The organism is Promicromonospora kroppenstedtii, assembly GCF_044389675.1.
GTDB classification, from domain to species: Bacteria; Actinomycetota; Actinomycetes; order Actinomycetales; family Cellulomonadaceae; genus Promicromonospora; species Promicromonospora kroppenstedtii.
Window position 1 is genome coordinate 171,371 of the sequence record NZ_JBIRYI010000007.1, and the last position, 19,425, is coordinate 190,795.

The window sequence follows — 19,425 nt, forward strand, 5'->3', positions numbered from 1 at the left end:
GGACCTGTACGTCTGACACCTGCGGGGGCTACCAGTCGATCTGCGGCGTCGGGTGGTACGAGGCGCCGTCGCGGCGCCAGGCGCCTGCCTCGACCGCGATGCGGCCCCGGAACGACTCCCAGTCCTTGGCGCCCGGCTGCGACCAGGCGGCCTCGGCCACCGCCGCCAGGCGCGGCAGCAGCATCGAGAACAGGTGGTCGCGGTTGAGCAGGGTCTCGGTCCAGACGGCGGCCGAGACGCCCTCGATCGCCGACTCGGGCAGCCCCTCGATGAGCGTCGCCGGGTCCCAGTCGTAGGAGTCGTGCAGCTCCACGAACGCGGCCCACTGCTGCCCCAGCGGGTGCTCGGGCGTGTACTTCATGTCCAGGTAGGCCTTGTCGGCCGGGGACATCACGAACCGCGCGCCGGCCTGCGCGGCCCGCAGGAACGGCTCCGGGTCGGGCCGCGTGTCCCAGTACTGCAGCACCGTGCCCGCCTCGACCAGGACGGGCGCCTCGCCGGCGCCGTGCCCGGCGTCGGCACCGGTCGTCGCCCCGGTTTCGGAACCAGCTTCGGCCCCGCTCGTCGGGGCGCCGCCGTCGGCCGCCAGCGCGGCCACGGCCGCCTGGTCGCCGTGCGCGGAACCCGCGGCCTCCTGCCAGGCCACCGGCGTCTTGCCCGCGCCCGTGATGATCTCCTGGCACAGCACCACGAACCGGCCGAACTCGTCGGGCTGCATCACCAGCACCTCGTCACCGCCGAAGTGCACCCACGGCCCCAGCGTCATGCGCGCGACGTCGGTGAACACGTCGCGCAGGAACGGCTCCGTGGTCGGCAGGTCGAAGTGCAGCTTGGAGAAGCCCACCTCGATCCCGTCGTAGGCGTCGGTGGCCTCGCCCGACGGCATCAGCTCACCGTAGGCGTGCGTCGCCGCGTTGACGTGCCCCGGGACGTCGATCTCGGGGACGATCACGATCTCGCGCTCGGCCGCGTACTCCTGCAGCTCGCGGTACTCGTCGGCGGTGAGGAACCCACCGGTCGCGCCCGACACCGCGCCCTGCGACGACTTCTCGGTCAGCGCCGGCCGGGACGGGATCTCCAGGCGCCAGCCCTGGTCGTCGGACAGGTGCAGGTGCAGCCGGTTCATCTTGTAGGAGCCCACGAGGTCCACGACCGCCCGCAGGTCGGCCGGCCCGAACCAGTGCCGCACCACGTCGAACGACAGGCCGCGCCACGAGTACCGCGGCTCGTCGCGCACCACGACGGCGCGCACCTCGAGCGGGGCCCCGGGCCCGGCGTCCTGCCCGGACCGGCCCGCGTTGGCGAGCTGGCGCAGGGTCCGCACGCCGTGCAGCAGGCCGGAGCGTTCGGGGGCGGCGACGGACACGCCCTCGCTGGTCACCGTGAGCGTGTAGCGCTCGGGGTTCGCGGAGCCCGCAGGGCCCGCAGCCGGGTCGGACGTGAGGGTGACGGGCACCCCGCCGTCCGGCGCGACGGCGGCGCCGGCGCTCGTGAGCAGCTCACCCGCGAGCCGCGCGGTCACGGCGTCAGGCGCGCCGATCGTGACGGTCCGGAGGTCGAGCACCCCCTCGCCCGGTTGGAGCTCGACAGGTACGGGGATGATGGCGTCGGCGACGACGGCCGCGCCGCTGCTCACGGTGGTCACGATTGTTAGGGCCCCTTCGCTCCGATGGATGCCCGCAGTTTCGCAGGTTCAGCTGGCAGAGACCAGGCCCAGGAGCGGTTCGGTGGGCAGGATGCTCGTCGCGTCGGCGGGCACCTCGCTCGGCGCGGACCAACCGAGGATCGCGCGGGCGGGCAGGTTTCCGGCCACATCGGCCCAGACACCGTCGGCCGTGGCCTGGCCCGCCGCGGGGCCTGCGGCGGTGAAGACCACCGCGACCTGCGACGGGATCCGCAGCTCCGCCCGGTCCACCACGGACGCCGCCGTCGACTGGTGCACCTCCAGCATGATCTGCGGCAGACCCTTGGCGGTGGCCAGCGCCGCCAGGCGGTCCACGACCTCCTGCAGCTCCGCCACGGGGACCGTCCCGGCCGCCGCGCCGTTGCCGGCAAGCCGGAACTCCGGGTGCACCGAGAGGCCGACGCCCGGCTTCGACAGCAGCGGCTCGAGGTCGTCGACCTGTGCGGCCAGCGGCTGGTCCCCCGGGGCGACGTCGAGCAGCACGACCTGCCCGGCCTTCCGGATGGTCTCGACCGCCGGGGTGAGCACCTCCAGCGGCTGCTCGTCCACGTAGTCGCCGTCCTCGCCCGCCGCGCCGGATCGCACGCTCGCCGTCACGAGGACCAGCGGCGACCCGCCCAGCGTCGTGCCGTTCGTGGCGGCCGCCTCCGTGGCGCGTAGTGCGTCCGCGGCCGGGTCGGCCACGCCGGCCGGCACCGTGTACGACGTCGACACGTAGCGCCCCGGGAAGAGCTGCAGCGCGCCGCCCGGCAGCGTCACGCCCGACGTCACCACCGGCACCTGCCAGCCCAGTTCCTCGGCCCGGCCGAACTTCCCGCCGATCCCGACGACACCGAGCGGGTTGAGCGCACGGATGGTGTCGACCGTCCCGGCGTCCGCCGCGACGTCGCCGTCCGGCACCTCGACCGGGACGGCGCCGGCAGCCAGGGCCGTGCCGATGGCCGCCTCCTGGCCGAGCTCGGGGTCGACGACGACCATGGTCTCCTGCAGCAGCTCGGGATCGGTGACGTCGGGGATGTCCGCACGCAGCTTGCTGAGCTCGGCCGCGGGCAGCCGCTCGGCGTTCGGCAGCTCGACCTTGGTCGCCCGCTTGCCGTCGCCCTTGCCCTTGCCCTCGTCGTCGTCGTCCGCGTCGCCACCCTTCCCGGCGGCGGCCGCGGCCTCCGCGGCCGCGTTCAGAGCGCCCGGGTCGAAGCGGACCACCTCGGACTCCCCCGCGGCAGGTCCGACGGCGGCCACGGCCTGCTCGTCGCCGATGACCACGACCGTGCCCGCCCCGAGCCGCTCCAGCTCGGCCACGACGTTGGTGTCCGAGACGCCGCCGTCGGTGAGGAGCACCGGCGCGGTGACGGCAGCACCGGTGGCCGCCGCGGTCGCGCGCGCGGCGGCGTCGTCGGCCGAGGCGATCACGGCGACCGGACTGGCGTGGAAGAACGCCTGGCTCGCGGTGAGCGCGAGCTCGGCGGGGTCGGTCGAGTCGAGCACCAGGGCGGGCGCGGAGGGCTCCCTGACCTGGAACTTCTCCCCGGTCTTGCCATCGTCGCCCTCGGCCGTCGGCACCGTGCAGCCGGTGAGGACGAGGGCGGCGGCCGCGAGCAGTGCCGCGGCGGAGGCAGATCGGTGGCGTGGGACGAATCGGGCGTTCCGGATAACCACGGATGCCATTCTCCCCCACCGGGCGGTGAACTGGAAACCCCGGGCCGGTAGACGAACCCGTCAGTACACCACGAGTAGACTCGTCTCTTTCAGATCCTCGAACGAGTACGGAGGCAGGTGCGCACATGGGCACCACGACGGCCCCTTCCACCCGGGACCGCATCCTCGACGCGGCCACCGAGCTGTTCTACGCGCACGGGATCCGCGCGGTGAGCGCCGACAAGATCATCGACCGCGCCGGCATCACCAAGGTGACGTTCTACCGGCACTTTCGCACCAAGGACACCCTCGTGGTGGCCTACCTGGAGCGGCAGGCAGCCTGGGAGCGCGGGGCGCTCGACAGCCTGCGCGCCTCCGTCGGCGACGCCGAGGCACTGCACCGGTTCGCGGCGAGCGTCGGCACCGAGGCGTGCAAGCCGGGCTTCCGCGGCTGCTCCTTCATCAACGCAGCCGCTGAGTACGCCGAGCCCGGCAGTCCGGTCCGCGCCGTGGTCGCCGAGCACCGCGCGTGGTACCGGCAGACCTTCGCCGAGATGGCGGATCAGCTCGGCGTGACCGACCCCCAGCAGGCGTCCGACGAGCTGATGATGCTGCGCGACGGCGCCATGCTCGCCGGCTACCTCGACGACCCCGCGCGCGTCGGCAGCGCCCTGGACCGCGCGATCTTCGCCGTCGTCGACGCCGGCCGGCCGGCCGGTTCGCGCGGGTAGCAGCACCCGCCCAGGTTCGCCCGAGCCCGTCGTCACACACCGTGACGGCGGGCTCTCACGCTGCCCGGCTTGTGCCCGCGCGTCCGGTGTGGCTAATGTAGACGTACTAGTTCGTCTACATCGACCGGTCGAGCGCCGGGCTCGAGAAGGAGCGCATCCATGGCTGACAGCATCTACACCGCGGTCGCGACGTCCACCGGTGACGGCCGCGCCGGAGGCCGCACGGTGAGCGACGACGGCCTGCTGGACCTCAAGCTGGCGATCCCCACCGACATGGGCGGCCCGGGCGGGGCCACCAACCCCGAGCAGCTCTTCGCCGCCGGCTGGGCCTCGTGCTTCCACAGCGCGCTCAAGGCCGTCGCCGCCGCGCGAAAGGTCGCGGTCAGCGACTCCGCCGTGGTCGCGGAGGTCAGCATCCACCCGGCCGACGGCGGCGCGTTCACCCTGAGCGCGGCGCTGCACGTCGAGCTCTCCGGCGTGGACCAGGCCACCGCGGACGAGCTGGTCGAGGCCGCCCACGCGGTCTGCCCGTACTCGAACGCGACCCGGGGCAACATCGAGGTCACGGTCGACGCGACCGTCGACTGAGCCGTAGGCGCAGCGGAGGGTAGGGGCCGAGGCACGAGGCACCTGCCCGAAGCGGAGCCGCCCACCCGCCAGGAGTGTCAGACGCTCAGGTCACCATGGTGACCTGAGCGTCTGACATCTGCCGGGAAGAGAAGGAGCCACATGCCGTTCGCCGACGAGCTCATCAGTGACCGCACCGCGCACGTCCTGACCCGCGCGATCGGCGCGGCGGCGCCGGACGCCGAGCTGCGGGCGCTGCCCGAGGCCGCCGGCCGGCTCGGCGACCTGTCGCTGCGCGAGCGCGCGGACCTGCTGCGCGACGCCCTGCTCACCGACCTGCCAGGCGACTACGCGCGCCTCGCCCGGGTGGTGCGCGCCGCACGTGACGGCGCGGAGCCGTTCGGGGGCTGGCTCGTCTGGCCGGTCACGAGCGCCGTCGCGACACGCGCCGTCGACGAGGGCACGGACGCGGCCTTCGACGACGCGATGGCGCTGCTGGCCGAGCTGACCGGCCGGCTCACCGCGGAGTTCGCCGTCCGCACCCTGCTGCGGCACGACCTGGACCGCGCCCTCGCCACGGCGACGGCCTGGGCGGGTTCGGACGACGTCGACGTGCGCCGCCTGGCCAGCGAGGGCACCCGCCCGTACCTGCCCTGGTCGGTCCGGGTGCCGGAGATCTTGGCCCGGCCCGGGGTGACGGTTCCGGTGCTCGACGCCCTGTACCGGGACGAGAGCGAGTACGTGCGCCGGTCGGTCGCCAACCACCTGAACGACCTCAGCCGGGACCACCAGGAGCTGGTGGTCGCCACGGCGGCGCGCTGGCTCGACGACCCCACGCCGACGACGCCGGGCCTGGTCCGGCACGCCCTGCGCACGCTGGTCAAGCGCGGCGACCCGGGCGCGCTCGCGCTGCTCGGGTTCGGCCCGGCGACCCTGGAGATCGACGGGCCGCTGCTTGACGTCGCCCGCGTGCCGTTCGGCGGCACCGTCAGGTTCACGGCGGCGGTGCGCAACGTCGGCGCCGACGAGGCGCGGCTGGCGATCGACTACGTGGTGCACCACCAGAAGGCCAACGGCTCGCAGACTGCCAAGACCTTCAAGCTGACCACCCGGACACTGGCCGCCGGCGAACAGGTGGAGCTCAGCCGGGAGCACTCGTTCCGGCCCATCACCACACGCCGCTACTACCCGGGGCCGCATGCGGTGACGCTCCAGGTCAACGGCGTCGCCACGGGCCCGGCCGTCTTCGAGCTGGACGCGCCCCCGGGCGACTGAGCGCGGCGGGAGCGGCCGGCCACCGCTCAGGTACCGCGGGCGCGGGCTCCGCCTGGCACCACGGCACCGGACCGGGCGAGCCCCCTGCGCTCGCCCGGTCCGGCAGGACCGTCCCGACGACGTAGGTCAGCCGAACGTCATCGTGAACACCTGCACGCCGGCCGGAACCTTCAGGTCGACCAGTCCCTCGGTGGCCTCGGCGCCCTCCAGGACCGGGTAGAGCCGCGGGTTCCCGGAGACGTCGATGCTCCGCGTCTGCTCCTGGCCGTCGACGGTGACCGTCGCCTCGACGGTCCCCTCGCCCCCGAGCACCACGAAGACGTCGGTCGATCGGTAGGCGAGACGCACGCGGGCGTCGTCGGACACGGCCTCCGCGCCCTCGAAGTCGACGTTCCACGTGCCGCCCAGCGAGAACGTGTCCTGCTTCTGCTCGCCGGCGAGCGTGAACTCCTTGCGGCCCGCCGCGTACCGCGGCTCGCCGGCGTAGTTGATGACGCGCTTGATGGAGAAGTAGGTCTCGGGCGTGATCTCGTCGAGCGGTGTCGCGTCCTGGACCGTGGTCGCGCCGGGCAGGTCGACGCCGGGGTTGGCGTCGGCGAGCAGCTCGCGGATCAGGTTCTCGGTGTCCTGGTACCCGCCCTCGCCCAGGCGGATGTGCCGCACGGTGCCGTCGGCGTCGATCAGGTACTGCGCGGGCCAGTAGCGGTTCCGGTACGCGGTCCAGGTCGCGTACGAGTTGTCCTGGGCGACCGGGTACGTCACGCCGAGGTCCTTGGCGCCCTCGATCACGTTGCGGGTCTCGCGCTCGAAGGCGAACTCCGGCGTGTGCACGCCGATCACCTCGAAGCCGTTGCCGACGTCGGCGTACCTGTCGTACCAGGCATTGATGTGCGGGATGGACCGCTGGCAGTTGATGCAGGAGTAGGTCCAGAAGTCGACGAGCACGACCTCGCCGCGCATCGCCTCGAGCTGGAGCGCCTTGCCGTCCGGCGTGTTCAGCCACTTGTCGATGCCGCGGATCTCTGGCGCGGTGCCGCAGTCCTCCAGCTCCGGGGCGCCGTTCGAGCAGTTGGACAGCTCGCGGTTCTCGTCGGTCACGAGGCCGCCGAGGTCGAGCGCCTCGCGCACCGTCTCCGACGAGTCGATGCGCTGCTGGAGCGCGCCCGTGTAGTCGGGCAGCAGCCGCTGGATGGCGGCGGGCACGTTGAACGCCAGGGCGATCGCCAGGAGGATGACGACGATGCCGCCTCCGGTGCGGATGGCCTTGGTGTGCCGCTGGAAGGCCTGCACGCGCTCGGCGACCCGGCGTCCGGCCAGGGCGAACAGGAGCAGCGGGAGCGCGGCGCCGACGGCGAACGACACGGTCAGCGCCACCGTGTCGACCCCGATGTTGCCCGTCGCGCCGGCGACCGTGATCGCCGCGAGCACCGGGCCGGCGCACGGCACGTAGAGCACGCCGAGGCCGAGACCGAGGATGAACGCGCCCCGGTCCTGCCGCGCTGCCCCGCGCTTGGCCCCGAACGCGGCGATCCGTTGGAAGGGCCGTTCCAGGATCATCTCGAACCGGGGCACGATCATGCCGATGCCCAGCAGCACGAGCAGGATGATCCCCGCCCAGCGCAGCAGGTCCTGCGGCAGCCCCAGCGCGGACAGGAGCAGGGAGCCCAGCAGTGTGAAGAAGCTGAAGCTCAGGACCAGACCCGCGATCACGATGTAGGGACGCAGGGACGGCCGGGTGCGGACGGCGGTGTCCGGCGTCGCGGTGGCGACCCCGCCCTCGCCCGGTTCCGAGGACCCCGTGGACCGGGCGGCGACGCCGCGCCGGTCACGCGCCCCCTGCACCCCGCCCGCGAAGAAGATGGCCGGGAGCATGGGGAGGATGCATGGCGAGATGCCTGTGATCAGGCCGCCGAGAAGGCCGATGACGATGAGGGTTCCCATGTGGCGGGTTCGGCACGCGGACCGTTCCGGATGGGTGCGGGCCGCAGACCGGGCACCGGAGAAAACTCGTGCGCCGCGACCCCCATCCGGGGAGCCGACGGCTCCGAACCCCGGTCAAGACGCCCCGTGAGACGCGGGGTGACGCCACACCGAGGAGAGACCGATGAACGCTCGAACCCGCACGTCCTACGCCGTCGCCGGTATCGCCACGCTGGCCATGCTCGGCCTCTCGGCCTGCAGCATGGACTCGTCGGGCGGGGACACCGGATCGGAAGAGACGACGGCGTCCGAAGAGACCACCGAGCCCATGGACGAGGAGACCGCCGAGGACGACGCCATGGCCGACCCGGCCGCGAACCTCGTGGGCCCGGGCTGCGCCGACTACGCCGAGCAGGTGCCGGACGGCCCCGGCTCGGTCACCGGCATGTCCACCGACCCGGTGGCCGTCGCAGCCTCCAACAACCCGCTGCTGACCACGCTGGTGTCGGCCGTCAGCGGTGAGGTCAACCCCGACGTGAACCTCGTGGACACGCTGAACGGTGACGAGTTCACCGTGTTCGCCCCGGTCGACGATGCCTTCAAGGCGATCGACGCCGAGACCATGGACACCCTGTCCACGGACGCCGACCTGCTGAGCTCGATCCTCACGTACCACGTGGTGCCCGGCCAGCTCACGCCCGACCAGGTGGTCGGCGAGCAGACCACCGTGCAGGGTGAGACCGTCGAGGTCTCCGGCAGCGGCGACGAGCTCAAGGTGAACGACGCGAACGTGATCTGCGGTGGCGTGATGACGCAGAACGCGACCGTCTACCTGATCGACTCGGTGCTCATGCCCCCGATGTGATCCGCCGGCGATAACGAGAGAGGGCGCCCGTCCAGCCGGACGGGCGCCCTCTCTCGTGCGTGCTCGTCGTTCTCGGTTCTCGCTCGTCGTTCCGGACGGGCGGGGTCAGGCCCCCAGCACCACGATCGGCGCGGTCGTGGGCTCCTCGGAACCCGACTCCGGCTCGACCGACACGGCCATGCCCACGCCGTGCTCTCCCTGGACGAGAGCGGTCGCCTGGTCGCCCCGCAGCGCGAGCAGGCCCGCCGAGGAGACGCTGCCGTCACCCTCCACCACCCAGAGCTGGTACGCCTTGTCCGGGTCGAGCTCAGGGAGCCCCTCGGCGTGGAAGAACATGTCGTCGCCCGAGACCAGCACGGACGCCTCGCCGCCACCCTCGACGGAGGCCCGCAGCACCGAGCTGTCCGGATCGGCCAGCATCTCGGAGACCACCTGGGCCTGCTCACGCAGCCGGTCGCGCTCGGCGGTCACCTGCACGGCGATCGTCGTCGGTACGGCGATGGCGGCCGCCGCGGCGACCGCGGCCACGGCCGTGCCCCAGCGCCGGCGACGCCGCCTGCGGGCATCGAGGTCGACGACGACGGCGCCTGACGGCGAACCGCTCGCCGCCGCCGTCGATCCGCCGGACGACGGCGAACCGCCGCCGGGCGCGGGGGCCGGGACGGGCGTGCCCGCGGTCCGGTCGTGGAGCTGCGAGGTGCCCTGCACCTGGGCGAGCACGCTCGACCGCAGCGCGGCGGGCGGCTCGGCCTCGACCACGAACGCCGCCAGCACGTCGCGGTACTCGTCCAGCGCCCGGCGCGCGTCGGCGTCGGACGCCAGGAGCTGCTCGACCGCCTGACGCTCGGCGTCGTCGAGCGCTTCCATGGCGTACCCGGGCAGCAGGTCCCACACGTCGTCGGGCATGCCGCCCGGGCCGGTCGCAGTCGTCTGGTCAGACATGACGCACCCCCAGGCAGTCACGGAGCCGGTTGAGACCGTCGCGGATCCGGCTCTTGACGGTGGGCAGGGCCTTGTCGAGCTTCTCGGCGACCTCGCGGTAGGTCAGGCCGCCGTAGTACGCGACCACCACCGCCTCACGCTGCGTCGGGGTGAGCCCCTCGATGCACCGGCGCACGGCAGAACCCTCCAGGCGCCGCTCGACGTCCTCGACCACCACGTCCCGCGCCGTCTCGTTGGTGCGCAGGTCGGTGTCACGCTGGTCCCGGTCGCGGTGCGCCTGCTCCGAGCGGACGCGGTCGACCGCGCGCCGGCGCGCGAGCGTCGCCACCCAGGTGCGGGCGGAGCCGCGAGCGGCGTCGAACCGCGAGGCCGTCTGCCACACCTCCACCATCACCTCCTGGGTCACCTCGGCCGCATGATCGGGGTCACGCAGGACCCCGAGCGCCGCGCCGTAGGCTACCGGTCCCAGTGCGTCGTACACGGGCGCGAAGGACGCCGGGTCGCTGCCCGCGCACGCGGCGAGCAGCGCGTCGACGGCATCGTGCGACGAGGTCCGGGTAGGTGGGGAAGCCACTGCCCCAGTCTGCCTCACGAACACCCTTCGTCTGGTCGGCGACATGGAGGTCGGTACGAACGGCTGGTCCAGCACGATGGCCATGCGGTCCTCACCACCCTCCGGCGCTCCGCACGCATCCTGCGCAGCGCCGGACGGCCCTGCTCAGAAGGTTCGGCGCCGAGCCGGTCCCGGATGGGGTGAGGCCGGGGTGACCCGCGTCACCAGTCGTGCACGGACCCGTCATGCAGCCGGTTGACCGGCAGGTAGCCGGGCTCGTACGGGTGCGCGGCCGCCAGCTCCTCGTCCAGCTCCACGCCGATGCCGGGGGCCTCGCCCGGGTGCAGGTGACCGTCCTCGAACGTGTACGCGTGCCGGAAGACCTGGTTGGTCAGGTCGGTGTGGCCGGAGTACTCCTGGATGCCGAAGTTGTGGATCGCCAGGTCGAGGTGGATCGCCGCCGCCATGCCCACCGGCGAGATGTCCTCGGGCCCGTGGATCGCGCTCTTGATCCCGCGCTGCCCCGCGTAGTCGAACAGCTTCTTCATGGGGCTGACGCCGCCGAAGTGCGTGACGGCGGAGCGCACGTAGTCGATCAGCCGGTCGTCGATCAGGGTCTGGTAGTCGAACACCGTGTTGAACACCTCGCCGATCGCCAGCGGGGTGGTCGTGTGCTGCCGCACCAGGCGCAGGGCCTCCTGGTCCTCGGCGGGCGTGCAGTCCTCCAGCCAGAACAGGTCGTAGGGCTCCAGGTCCTTGCCGAGGCGGGCCGCCTCGATCGGGGACAACCGGTGGTGCGCGTCGTGCAGCAGCGGCAGGTCCGGGCCGAACTCGTTGCGCACGGCCTCGAAGACCTTCGGGATGTACCGCAGGTAGGCGGCGGTGTCCCAGTCCTCGACGGCGGGCCGGGCGAGCACGTCCGGCGCCGAGCCGTCGTCCGACGTCGTGGTGTGCACGCCGTAGACCGACGTGAGGCCCGGCACGCCGCTCTGGATGCGGATGCTCTGGTAGCCGCGCTCCTGGAGCGCCCGCACCGAGTCGAAGATCTCGGGCAGGCTGGAGCCGTTCGCGTGCCCGTAGGCGCGGATCCGGTCGCGGCTCGCGCCGCCCAGGAGCTGGTACAGCGGCAGGCCGGCCACCTTGGCCTTGATGTCCCACAGCGCGACGTCGACGGCGGCGATCGCCGCCATCGTCACCGGGCCGCGGCGCCAGTAGGCGCCCCGGTACAGGTACTGCCAGGTGTCCTCGATGCGGTGCGGGTCGCGCCCGATCAGGAGCGGCACCACGTGGTCGCGCAGGTAGCTGACGACGGCGAGCTCGCGGCCGTTCAGGGTGGCGTCGCCGAGCCCGGTCACCCCGTCGTCCGTGGTGATCTGGAGCGTGACGAAGTTGCGGCCGGGCGAGGTGACGACGACCTTCGCGTCGACGATCTTCATGCGGAAACCTTCTGTCGGTCGGGCGGGGAGGAATTGGTACGGGCGTCGGCCCTGGACGGTGTCAGCCCTTGGTGGCGCCGGCGGTGAGGCCGGCCACGAGGAAACGCTGCCCGAAGATCGCGGCCAGCAGCACCGGCACGGTCATCAGGGTCGCGGCGGCCATGAGCCCGCCCCAGTCGGTGCTGGCGTAGGACATGAAGTTGAACAGCAGCACGGGCATCGTCATGGTGCGCTCGTCCGCGAGGATCAGCGCGAAGATGAAGTTGTTCCAGCTGAAGATGAACGCCAGCACCGCGGCGGACGCCGTGCCCGGCGCCGCGAGCGGCAGCGCGATCCGCAGGAACGCCCCGAAGGCGGACAGGCCGTCGGTCCGGGCGGCGTCCTCCAGCTCGACCGGAAGGCTCTCGAAGAACCCGATCATGATCCACAGGATCAGCGGCACCGAGACGAACATGTGGCTCAGGATCAGTACCAGGTGGCTGCCCACCAGGCCGAGCTGCGCGAACATGTAGTACCAGGGCACGAGCAGCGAGATCGCCGGGATGATGCGGGCCACGAGCACGATCGAGCCCGTGCGGCGCATCCGGAACCGGCCCACCGCCCAGGCGGCCGGCACCGCGACGACCACGCTGAGCGCCGTCGAGACGACACCGATCAGCATGGAGTTGCCGAACGAGTGCACGAGAGCGCCGTCGGCCAGGACATTGCGGAAGTTGTCCCAGGTGGGCGAGAAGACCAGGCCGACCGTCGGGTCGGTGACCTGCACGTTCGTCTTGAAGGCGGCCGCGATCATCCAGATGATCGGCAGCGAGATCACCGCGCACACGACGGTGATCAGCACACCGCGCAGGACGCGGAAGGTGGTGGTGGCGCTCACGAGGCGCTCCTCTCGGTGCGGCGCCGCAGCACGACCACGACCGCGACGATGAACAGCGTGAACAGGACCAGCACCGCGGAAGCCAGGCCGTACTCCTGGTAGTCGAAGGTGAGGCCGTAGGCGTAGACGTTCAGCGTCTCGGCCTCGAAGTCCGAGCCGCCGCCGGGCCCCTTGGTCGCGTAGATCAGGTCGAACGTCTTCAGGGCATCGACGCCGCGGAGCACGAGAGCCGTCAGGATGGTGGTGCGCAGCATCGGCAGGATGATGTGCACGAACCGCTGCCAGGCGTTGGCGCCGTCGACGCGGGCGGCCTCCTCCGGCTCCTCCGGCAGCGTGGTCAGGCCCGCGAGCAGCAGCACCGTCATCATCGGGGTCCACTGCCACACGTCGATGAGCATCAGGGTGGGCAGCGACTGCGACACCGAGCCGAGGAACTCCTGCGGCGGGATGCCCACGAAGCCGAGCAGGTGGTTGGCGATGCCGTTGGTCGGGTCGAGGATGAGCATCCACAGGATGCCGATCGCGACCGGTGTGGCCAGCAACGGCACCATCAGGATGGTGCGGACGATCTCCATGCCGCGGAACGCCTTGCGCATCAGCATCGCCAGGGCCAGGCCGAGCACGGTCTCCAGCACGACGGCGCCGAGCGTGAACGCCACGGTGCGCCCGACGGCGGGCCAGAACCGGCGCATGTCCGTCAGGGCGTCCGTGAAGTTCTGCAGGCCCACGTAGGAGCTGCCCGCGTTCACGGCGCCGAACGCGTCGGTGAGGCTGAGGTTGATCGTGAACGCCAACGGGAACGCGATCATCAGGCCCACGAAGCCGAGGGCCGGTGTGAGCAGGGCCCACTTGAGGCGGCGGTTGGCCTGCTCGAACGTCACGAACTGCTTGCCGGACGGCGCTGCGCGGCGGGCGCTCTTGCCGGAGCCGGAGCCGGCGGCGGCGCGGGTGGTGGTCGTCGTCGTCATCAGAACTCCTGCTGACGGTTGTCGCGGACGAGGAAGTCGTTGAACTCGGCGTCGGCGTCCGCGGCCACGGAGGCCACGTCCTCGCCGACGATCCCGGAGACCAGGGGGCGGCCGACGATGTCGCGGGCACGGCCCACCTGCATCACCTCGGGGCGGTCGTGACCCACGCCGTTGGCGGCGTTGACGCGCATCGCCTCGGCGAGGTCGGCCGGGAACGACGCGAGCGTGGCCGGATCGTCCCAGACCGACTGGCGCGCGCCCGGGATGCCCTCGGACTGCAGGCGGGCGACCATCTCCGGGCTGGAGGCCCAGCGGACGAACTCCCAGGAGTCGTCGCGCAGCAGCGAGAACTCGTTGACCGCCAGGCTCCACGACGGGATGTTGTGCGGCACGGAACCCGCCTGACCAGCGGGGAAGGGCGCGAAGCCCACGGTGTCGGTCACCGTGGAGATCGAGTCGTCGAGGAAGTTGCTGTAGATCGCGTCGGCGTCGACGTACATCGCCGCCTTGCCCTGCGCGAAGATCGGCATGGCCTGCTCGAGGCTCATGTTCGTGGCGCCGGGCGGGCCGGCGTCGTGCAGCAGGCGGCCGTAGTACTGGTACGCCGCGACCGCCTCGGGACTGCCGATGCCCGACCGGCCGTCGACCGTGAAGTCGCCACCGAACGAGTAGAGGAAGCTGGACCACTGCGTCACGGCGCCGCTGCGCTGGCCGCGGCCGACGAACCCGAAGAACCCCTCGGTGCGCCGCTGGAGCTCCAGGGCGATGTCGAGCATGTCGTCCAGGGTCGCCGGCGCCCCACCGAAGTCCTCGAGCAGGTCCTTGCGGTAGTAGAGCGCCGGACGCTCGGTGACGACGGGGACGCTGACGGCGGCGCCCGCGGTCACCGATCGCTCGCGCGGGGCGTCCTGGAAGTCGGTCCAGCGGTAGTCGGCGTCGCCCTCGACCCGGTCCGTCAGGTCCGCGATCCAGCCGTTGCGGGCGAACAACATCTGGTCCTGCAGCGGCCGGATCGTCATGACGTCGATGTCGGTTGCCGACGCGTTGAGCTTGACGTTGAAGCTGGAGGTGAGCTGGTCGGCGGTGAGCATCCGCATGGTCACCCTGCGGCCGATGCGCTCCTCGAGCTCGGGCAGGTAGCGGCTGATCGCCTGCGTCCAGACGTGGTTGATCGCGAGCACGCGCAGCGGGGCGTTCGGGCTCGCCGTCTGCGGGCCGCGCGAGCAGGCGGCCAGCACGGACGCCGCGGCGAGCACGCCGAACGACCGTCGGCTCAGCTCGAGGGCGCGCCTGGGCCTGATGGCTTGAGTCATGGGATTCCGTCACACCTCCATGTGTGCACGAGCAAGATTCGCAAGTGGTCCAACTGGTAGGACCAGTTGGACGCTAGCACGGTGCACGGGGTGGTTCCAAAGGTGCAGGGTGTACCCGACTGGGCTGCCGGGCTACCGCCCCAGCAAGGTCTCGATGTGGCGGGACGCCATCAGGTCCAGGCCCACGTCGAGGTCCGGGCCGTAGGTCCGCAGGCCGAGCGCGAGGTGCTCGCGCATGCGCTCCCGCGCGAGCCCGACGTCGCGGGCCCGGATGGCCTCGACGATCTCCTGGTGGTGCGGCACGCCGGGCTCCCCGATCCGCGGGTCGGAGTTGGAGCGCAGCATCATCTCGAACATCATGCCGCCGATCGACGCCAGCATGGTCCGCAGCACCGGATTGCCGCAGGCGGCGGCGATCGTGTCGTGGAACCGGAGGTCCTCGCGCGCCTTGTCGACGACGTCGCCGGCCGACTCGACGCGGTCGAGCGCCTGGACTATCGCGTCGATCTGCTCGTCCGTCGCCCGCTCCGTCGCCAGCCCCGCGATCTCGACCTCCAGCGGGATCCGCGCCTCGATGAGCTGGCGGACCGTCGGGCGCTCGGTGCGGTAGAGCGCGTCGTAGCCGCGTGCCTGCGCGGAGGACTGCTCGGCGACGAAGGACCCGCGGCCCGGCGCCACCTCGATGAGGTCGGTGGCCTCCAGCCGGCGCAGCACCTCGCGGATCACGTTCCGGCTCGCCCCGAACTGCACCGCGAGCTCGCGCTCGGACGGCAGCTTGGCGCCGACGGGCCACTCGCCCGCGCGGATCCGCTGCTCGAGCTGGCGGGCGATGTGCTCGGTGAGCAGGCCCTTGCGGCCGGTCGCGCCCGTGTCCCGGGTGTCCGACGGCGGCACGAAGGGGGAAGTCATGCGTCGAGGATAAGCACCGTCGGGGCAGGTCCGGACCCCGATGGCCTCAGCACTGCTCGTACGCGTACGCCTCGTCGTCGGGGCCGACCAGGTCGCGGTCGCGCAGGATCGTCAGCGGCGCGCGGTCCGGGTCGGCGCAGACGGCGGCGAACCCGTCCGGGAGGTTGTCGGTGTACTCGATCTGCAGCACGTGCCGCCCGTAGACGCCGGTGTACTCGCCGCACTCGGCGTACGCCCCGCACTCCTCGGTGACGGCGAAGTCGAACCCGAGCTCGTGCCCGTCCGTCGTGGCCTCCGCGGCGTTCTTCTGCCCGATGGCGAGGCCCGCCCCGTGCGCGAGATCGATGTACGCGCTCGCCAGCGCCAGCGCGGCGTCCTTCTCGATCAGCCCGGTGCCGGCGTCCGTGAACCGCGTCCACGTGTCCAGGTTGTCGATCTCGACGGCGGAGAACCCCGCGTCGGCGCAGCCGGTGATCACGGGGCCGAGCAGGTCGAGGATGCGGTCGCGGTCGTCCTCGGTCGACGGGTCCAGGATGTACTCGTCGGGCCAGTCGGGGTCCACGACGAGCTCTCCCGCGGCGTCGTGCAGCAGCAGGCCCTCGTTGTCACCGAGCCAGAGGTCTGCCTGGTCGGGCTGGGTCTGGAACCCGTTGACGTAGCAGACGCCGTAGGCGCCGTCCGCGGGCTCCGCGGTGGCGTCCCGCACGACGACGTCGAGGCCGCCGTCCGGCTCGTAGGCCGTGCCGAGCTGGTAGTCGAACGTGCCCGACGTCGGCGGGAGGGTCACCTCGGCGTCCGACCCGGCACCGGCCTCCGAACCGGAGCCGGCCGTGGCCGACGCCGTACCCGGGCCGGCCGCGGGGTCCGCCGTCGCGCCGCCCTGGCAGGCCGAGAGCGTGAGGACGACGAGCGCGGCGACGATCAGCTGAGGCATCCGCCGATCGTAACGAGGCGGCTCCCGTCGACGGATCGCCGGGACCTGCCGGACGCCGTCCGCCCTTCCCCTTCGAGGCCTAAGTTTCTTCGCTTTGCGCGGCCGCAAAGCGAAGAAACTTAGGCCTCGAAGGAGAGAGCGGCGCACAGCCCGGGCCACCCCGGCGGGTCAGCCCGTGACAGCCTCGGCGATCGGCGTGTCGCCGTTGCCGAACTCGATGGTCCGGCCCACGGTGGTGTCGTCCAGCAGGACGGCAGCGATCACGCCCGCCACGTCGGCGCGCGCGACGCGCCCGTCACCCGGGTCGGCCACCGCGATGAGCCCGGTGGGCTCGTCCATCGTGAGCGGGCCGGGCGCCAGGATCGTGTAGTCGAGCCCGGTGCCGCGCAGGTGCTCGTCGGCCGCCGTCTTGGACTCCGCGTAGGCGAAGAACGAGTTGTCCTCGGGCACACCGTGGCCGGGGCCCGCACCCAGGTAGGACACCATCACGTAGCGGTGCACCCCGGCGGCCAGCGCGGCGTCCATCGACCGGATCGCCGCGTCACGGTCGACGGCGTAGGTGCGCGCGGGGTTGCCGCCGCCCGCGCCGGCGGACCAGACCACGGCGTCCTGTCCCTTCACGAGGTCGGCCAGGCCGGCCGTGTCGAGCTGCTCGACGTCGGCGACGACCGCCGTCGCACCGGTGGCCGCGACCTCCTGCTGGTGGTCGGGGTTGCGGAAGACGCTGGTGACCTCGTCACCCCGCTCGACGAGCAGGGGCGCGAGGCGCAGCGCGATCTTTCCGTGGCCGCCAATGATCAGAACGCGGGACATGGTGCTTCCTTCCGTCAGGTTCCGCACCAGGCTATGCCGCCGCGGCGGTCACGACAGGTGGGGCCGCACCGCGTCGAGGGCGTAGTCCATGAGCGCCCGGCCGAGCCGCGCGTCCCGGGCCTGGGCGCTGGGCTCGGCCAGGACGCCCTCGTCGAAGTAGTCGCCCGGCCGGGCCGGTCCGGTGAGCGCGGCCAGGACGTTGTCCGCCCCGCGCCGGACCGACACCCCGCCGATGTTGAACATCGCGTGCAGCAGCGGGGTGCTGATGACACCGGGGCTCAGGCTCACGGGCGTGATTCCGGTCCGGCCCGCCAGCCAGCGCGTGTAGAGGATGATCGCGAGCTTGGACCGGGCGTAGGCCCGGACGGCGTCGTAGCTGCGCTCCAGCTCGATGTCCGCCAGGTCGAGGTCGGTCATCTCGTGCGTGGCCGACGCGAGGTTGACCACCCGCGCGTCGTCCGCGAGCCGCGGCAGAAGCTCCTCGGTGAGGAGGACCATCGCCAGGAAGTTCACCTGGAGCGTGCGTTCGTGCTTGTCCGGCGTGACCTGCCGGGTGGTCGCTCCCGGTATGCCGGCGTTGTTGATCAGGGCGTCGACCGGGCCGCCCGCGATCTCGGCCATGGAGCGGGCCGCCGCGGCGACGTCGTCGAGCCGCTCGAAGTCGCACGGCACGTAGTCGACCTTGGCAGCGCCCTCGGTGAGGACGTGCAGCACCGGGCGCACCATGTTCTCCGGCTCGGGCCCCTGGACGATGACGTGCCGCACCCGGCCCACCAGCTCACGGGCGGTCTGGAGCCCGATGCCGCCCGTCGCACCGGTGACGATCACGGTTGATTCGTCGGAGATCATGCCGCTCCTCATCGCTCACGTGCGTCGAGCGTATGCACCACTTTCCCCCGCGGTCACCCCTGTTGTGCCGGTTTCACCCTGCCTAGGCGCGAAGGGGCCGTCCAGGGCGGCCCAGTGCAGGAGCAGGATGGTCTTGCCGTCGACGATCCGGCCGTCCCGGACCATGGCGAGAGCCTCCGCGAACAGGACCTCCAGCACCTCGATGTCCTCGCCGTCCTCCTCGAGACCCCCGCCGGCGCCGGTCCGGTCGGCGGGGGTGTAGGGGGCGGCGAAGAAGTGCAGGCGCTCGGTCACGGAGCCCGGGCTCATGTAGGCGTCCAGGACGTGGACCAGCTCCCCGAGCGTGACGCCGAGCTCCTCCGCGCTCTCGCGCCGGACGGCCGTGACGGGGTCGTCGAGGTCGAGGAGCCCGGCCGCCGCCTCGACGAGCATCCCGTCGGGGTGGTCGTTGACGTAGGCCGGGTAGCGGAACTGGCGGGTGAGCAGCACGACGCCGCGTTCCACGTCGTAGGGCAGGACGACCGCGCCGTTGCCGCGGTCGTAGGTCTCGCGCTGCTGGGTCTCCCAGCGGCCGTCGCGGCGGCGGTGGTCGAGCGTGGTGCGGCGCAGGACGTGCCAGCCCTGCGAGGTGAGCTCGACGTCGCGGACCACGATCGCGGGGTTGCGGTCCAGACCGCGTCCCGCCTGGTCGAGGCCGGTGCGGCCGCGATGGTCGGGGACGTCGACGCCGGGGCGGGCCGTCATGCGCTCACCTGGGTCTCGCGGCGGGGGATCTCGGCGACGTCGTGGTAGACGGGCAGGCCCCGGCGACGGGCGATGGCCACGTCCTGGTCGGCACCGGCGGAGTCGCCGGGCAGGCGGAGGACGGCGTCGCAGCGGGCGAGGAGGCGCTCGGCCGCCGGGTAGAGGACCTCGTCGGCGAGGGGGTCGGTGGGCCCCGCGCCGGCGGCGCGCAGGACGGGCAGCGCCACCCACTCGCCGATCATCGGGATGTGTCCGGCGGCGAAGACCGGCCAGGCGGCGGCCTCGAGGCGGGCGAGGTTGGCGGCCATGGCGCTCGGGTCGCCGTCGGTGCCGGAGCGGTAGGGGCCGGCGATCAGGATCATCTGGGGTTCGTCGTTCACGGCTGCTACATTACATGCAGAAACGTGCAA

19 protein-coding genes are annotated in these 19,425 nt (G+C 72.2%); 4 read left to right on the forward strand and 15 right to left on the reverse strand.

Going from position 1 to position 19,425, the window contains the following annotated elements; translation table 11 throughout:
• Positions 1–28 precede the first annotated feature (28 nt).
• Both ACH47X_RS13040 and ACH47X_RS13045 read right to left on the reverse strand, forming a co-directional pair.
• Positions 29–1,645 carry a family 20 glycosylhydrolase gene (locus ACH47X_RS13040; RefSeq protein WP_397404876.1) on the reverse strand — a complete coding sequence of 539 codons (1,617 nt, stop codon included), beginning with the start codon at positions 1,643–1,645 and terminating at the stop codon, positions 29–31.
• A 48-nt stretch (positions 1,646–1,693) separates the two neighbouring features.
• The gene (locus tag ACH47X_RS13045) at positions 1,694–3,340 is read right to left on the reverse strand and encodes a hypothetical protein (RefSeq protein WP_397404878.1); all 1,647 of its coding nucleotides are present in this window, start codon (positions 3,338–3,340) and stop codon (positions 1,694–1,696) included.
• Between the two features lie 125 nt (positions 3,341–3,465).
• Here ACH47X_RS13045 and ACH47X_RS13050 point away from each other — a divergent pair, with 125 nt between their 5' ends.
• From ACH47X_RS13050 to ACH47X_RS13060, 3 genes are all read left to right on the forward strand, one after another.
• Complete coding sequence (locus ACH47X_RS13050) at positions 3,466–4,050, forward strand: TetR/AcrR family transcriptional regulator (protein ID WP_397404880.1); 585 nt, start codon at positions 3,466–3,468, stop codon at positions 4,048–4,050.
• A 159-nt stretch (positions 4,051–4,209) separates the two neighbouring features.
• The gene (locus ACH47X_RS13055; protein WP_036965167.1) at positions 4,210–4,638 is read left to right on the forward strand and encodes an organic hydroperoxide resistance protein; all 429 of its coding nucleotides are present in this window, start codon (positions 4,210–4,212) and stop codon (positions 4,636–4,638) included.
• A gap of 141 nt (positions 4,639–4,779) precedes the next feature.
• Positions 4,780–5,892, forward strand: a complete 1,113-nt coding sequence (locus ACH47X_RS13060; protein ID WP_397404882.1) for a DNA alkylation repair protein — start codon at positions 4,780–4,782, stop codon at positions 5,890–5,892.
• 126 nt (positions 5,893–6,018) lie between these two features.
• On the opposite strand, the gene ACH47X_RS13065 is transcribed toward ACH47X_RS13060, so the two are convergent.
• Positions 6,019–7,764 (reverse strand): redoxin domain-containing protein, encoded by a 1,746-nt coding sequence (locus ACH47X_RS13065; RefSeq protein ID WP_397404884.1) that lies wholly within the window; start codon positions 7,762–7,764, stop codon positions 6,019–6,021.
• A 232-nt stretch (positions 7,765–7,996) separates the two neighbouring features.
• On the opposite strand from ACH47X_RS13065, the gene ACH47X_RS13070 reads away from it, so the two are divergent.
• Complete coding sequence (locus ACH47X_RS13070) at positions 7,997–8,677, forward strand: fasciclin domain-containing protein (RefSeq protein WP_036971256.1); 681 nt, start codon at positions 7,997–7,999, stop codon at positions 8,675–8,677.
• 105 nt (positions 8,678–8,782) lie between these two features.
• Here ACH47X_RS13070 and ACH47X_RS13075 read toward each other — a convergent pair whose 3' ends face one another.
• The 12 genes from ACH47X_RS13075 to ACH47X_RS13130 all read right to left on the reverse strand — a co-directional run bounded on the left by ACH47X_RS13075 (position 8,783) and on the right by ACH47X_RS13130 (position 19,395).
• A complete protein-coding gene (locus ACH47X_RS13075) occupies positions 8,783–9,619 on the reverse strand; it encodes an anti-sigma factor (RefSeq protein WP_397404886.1) in 837 nt (278 codons plus the stop codon).
• A complete protein-coding gene (gene sigK, locus ACH47X_RS13080; protein WP_397404888.1) occupies positions 9,612–10,193 on the reverse strand; it encodes an ECF RNA polymerase sigma factor SigK in 582 nt (193 codons plus the stop codon). The genes ACH47X_RS13075 and sigK overlap by 8 nt, the downstream gene beginning before the upstream one ends.
• 200 nt (positions 10,194–10,393) lie before the next feature.
• Entirely contained in the window at positions 10,394–11,608 is a 1,215-nt protein-coding gene (gene manD / locus ACH47X_RS13085; RefSeq protein WP_397404890.1) for a D-mannonate dehydratase ManD, read from the reverse strand.
• Between the two features lie 61 nt (positions 11,609–11,669).
• On the reverse strand, positions 11,670–12,485 hold the full coding sequence (locus ACH47X_RS13090) for a carbohydrate ABC transporter permease (protein ID WP_397404892.1): 816 nt from the start codon (positions 12,483–12,485) through the stop codon (positions 11,670–11,672).
• Positions 12,482–13,453, reverse strand: coding sequence for a carbohydrate ABC transporter permease (locus ACH47X_RS13095; protein WP_397404894.1), 972 nt, complete (start codon positions 13,451–13,453; stop codon positions 12,482–12,484). The genes ACH47X_RS13090 and ACH47X_RS13095 overlap by 4 nt, the downstream gene beginning before the upstream one ends.
• The gene (locus ACH47X_RS13100) at positions 13,453–14,766 is read right to left on the reverse strand and encodes an extracellular solute-binding protein (protein WP_397404896.1); all 1,314 of its coding nucleotides are present in this window, start codon (positions 14,764–14,766) and stop codon (positions 13,453–13,455) included. The genes ACH47X_RS13095 and ACH47X_RS13100 overlap by 1 nt, the downstream gene beginning before the upstream one ends.
• Positions 14,767–14,898: 132 nt before the next feature.
• Positions 14,899–15,675, reverse strand: coding sequence for a FadR/GntR family transcriptional regulator (locus tag ACH47X_RS13105; protein ID WP_397404898.1), 777 nt, complete (start codon positions 15,673–15,675; stop codon positions 14,899–14,901).
• A gap of 46 nt (positions 15,676–15,721) precedes the next feature.
• Entirely contained in the window at positions 15,722–16,609 is an 888-nt protein-coding gene (locus ACH47X_RS13110; protein ID WP_397404900.1) for an endo alpha-1,4 polygalactosaminidase, read from the reverse strand.
• Between the two features lie 168 nt (positions 16,610–16,777).
• On the reverse strand, positions 16,778–17,422 hold the full coding sequence (locus ACH47X_RS13115; RefSeq protein WP_397404902.1) for an SDR family oxidoreductase: 645 nt from the start codon (positions 17,420–17,422) through the stop codon (positions 16,778–16,780).
• Between the two features lie 48 nt (positions 17,423–17,470).
• Entirely contained in the window at positions 17,471–18,271 is an 801-nt protein-coding gene (locus ACH47X_RS13120) for an SDR family NAD(P)-dependent oxidoreductase (RefSeq protein WP_397404904.1), read from the reverse strand.
• 15 nt (positions 18,272–18,286) lie between these two features.
• Entirely contained in the window at positions 18,287–19,015 is a 729-nt protein-coding gene (locus ACH47X_RS13125) for an NUDIX domain-containing protein (protein WP_397404906.1), read from the reverse strand.
• Entirely contained in the window at positions 19,012–19,395 is a 384-nt protein-coding gene (locus tag ACH47X_RS13130; RefSeq protein ID WP_397404908.1) for a DUF4406 domain-containing protein, read from the reverse strand. The genes ACH47X_RS13125 and ACH47X_RS13130 overlap by 4 nt, the downstream gene beginning before the upstream one ends.
• Positions 19,396–19,425 lie beyond the last annotated feature (30 nt).

Bases quoted from the DNA above. Each gene is read 5' to 3' on its own strand.
- ACH47X_RS13065 (WP_397404884.1), bottom strand. From the start codon at position 7,764: ATGCTCCCGGCCATCTTCTTCGCGGGCGGGGTGCAGGGGGCGCGTGAC.
- ACH47X_RS13060 (WP_397404882.1), top strand. From the start codon at position 4,780: ATGCCGTTCGCCGACGAGCTCATCAGTGACCGCACCGCGCACGTCCTG.
- ACH47X_RS13125 (WP_397404906.1), bottom strand. From the start codon at position 19,015: ATGACGGCCCGCCCCGGCGTCGACGTCCCCGACCATCGCGGCCGCACC.
- ACH47X_RS13120 (WP_397404904.1), bottom strand. From the start codon at position 18,271: ATGATCTCCGACGAATCAACCGTGATCGTCACCGGTGCGACGGGCGGC.
- manD (WP_397404890.1), bottom strand. From the start codon at position 11,608: ATGAAGATCGTCGACGCGAAGGTCGTCGTCACCTCGCCCGGCCGCAAC.
- ACH47X_RS13055 (WP_036965167.1), top strand. From the start codon at position 4,210: ATGGCTGACAGCATCTACACCGCGGTCGCGACGTCCACCGGTGACGGC.
- ACH47X_RS13075 (WP_397404886.1), bottom strand. From the start codon at position 9,619: ATGTCTGACCAGACGACTGCGACCGGCCCGGGCGGCATGCCCGACGAC.
- ACH47X_RS13105 (WP_397404898.1), bottom strand. From the start codon at position 15,675: ATGACTTCCCCCTTCGTGCCGCCGTCGGACACCCGGGACACGGGCGCG.
- ACH47X_RS13050 (WP_397404880.1), top strand. From the start codon at position 3,466: ATGGGCACCACGACGGCCCCTTCCACCCGGGACCGCATCCTCGACGCG.
- ACH47X_RS13070 (WP_036971256.1), top strand. From the start codon at position 7,997: ATGAACGCTCGAACCCGCACGTCCTACGCCGTCGCCGGTATCGCCACG.
- ACH47X_RS13100 (WP_397404896.1), bottom strand. From the start codon at position 14,766: ATGACTCAAGCCATCAGGCCCAGGCGCGCCCTCGAGCTGAGCCGACGG.
- ACH47X_RS13115 (WP_397404902.1), bottom strand. From the start codon at position 17,422: ATGTCCCGCGTTCTGATCATTGGCGGCCACGGAAAGATCGCGCTGCGC.
- ACH47X_RS13095 (WP_397404894.1), bottom strand. From the start codon at position 13,453: ATGACGACGACGACCACCACCCGCGCCGCCGCCGGCTCCGGCTCCGGC.
- ACH47X_RS13110 (WP_397404900.1), bottom strand. From the start codon at position 16,609: ATGCCTCAGCTGATCGTCGCCGCGCTCGTCGTCCTCACGCTCTCGGCC.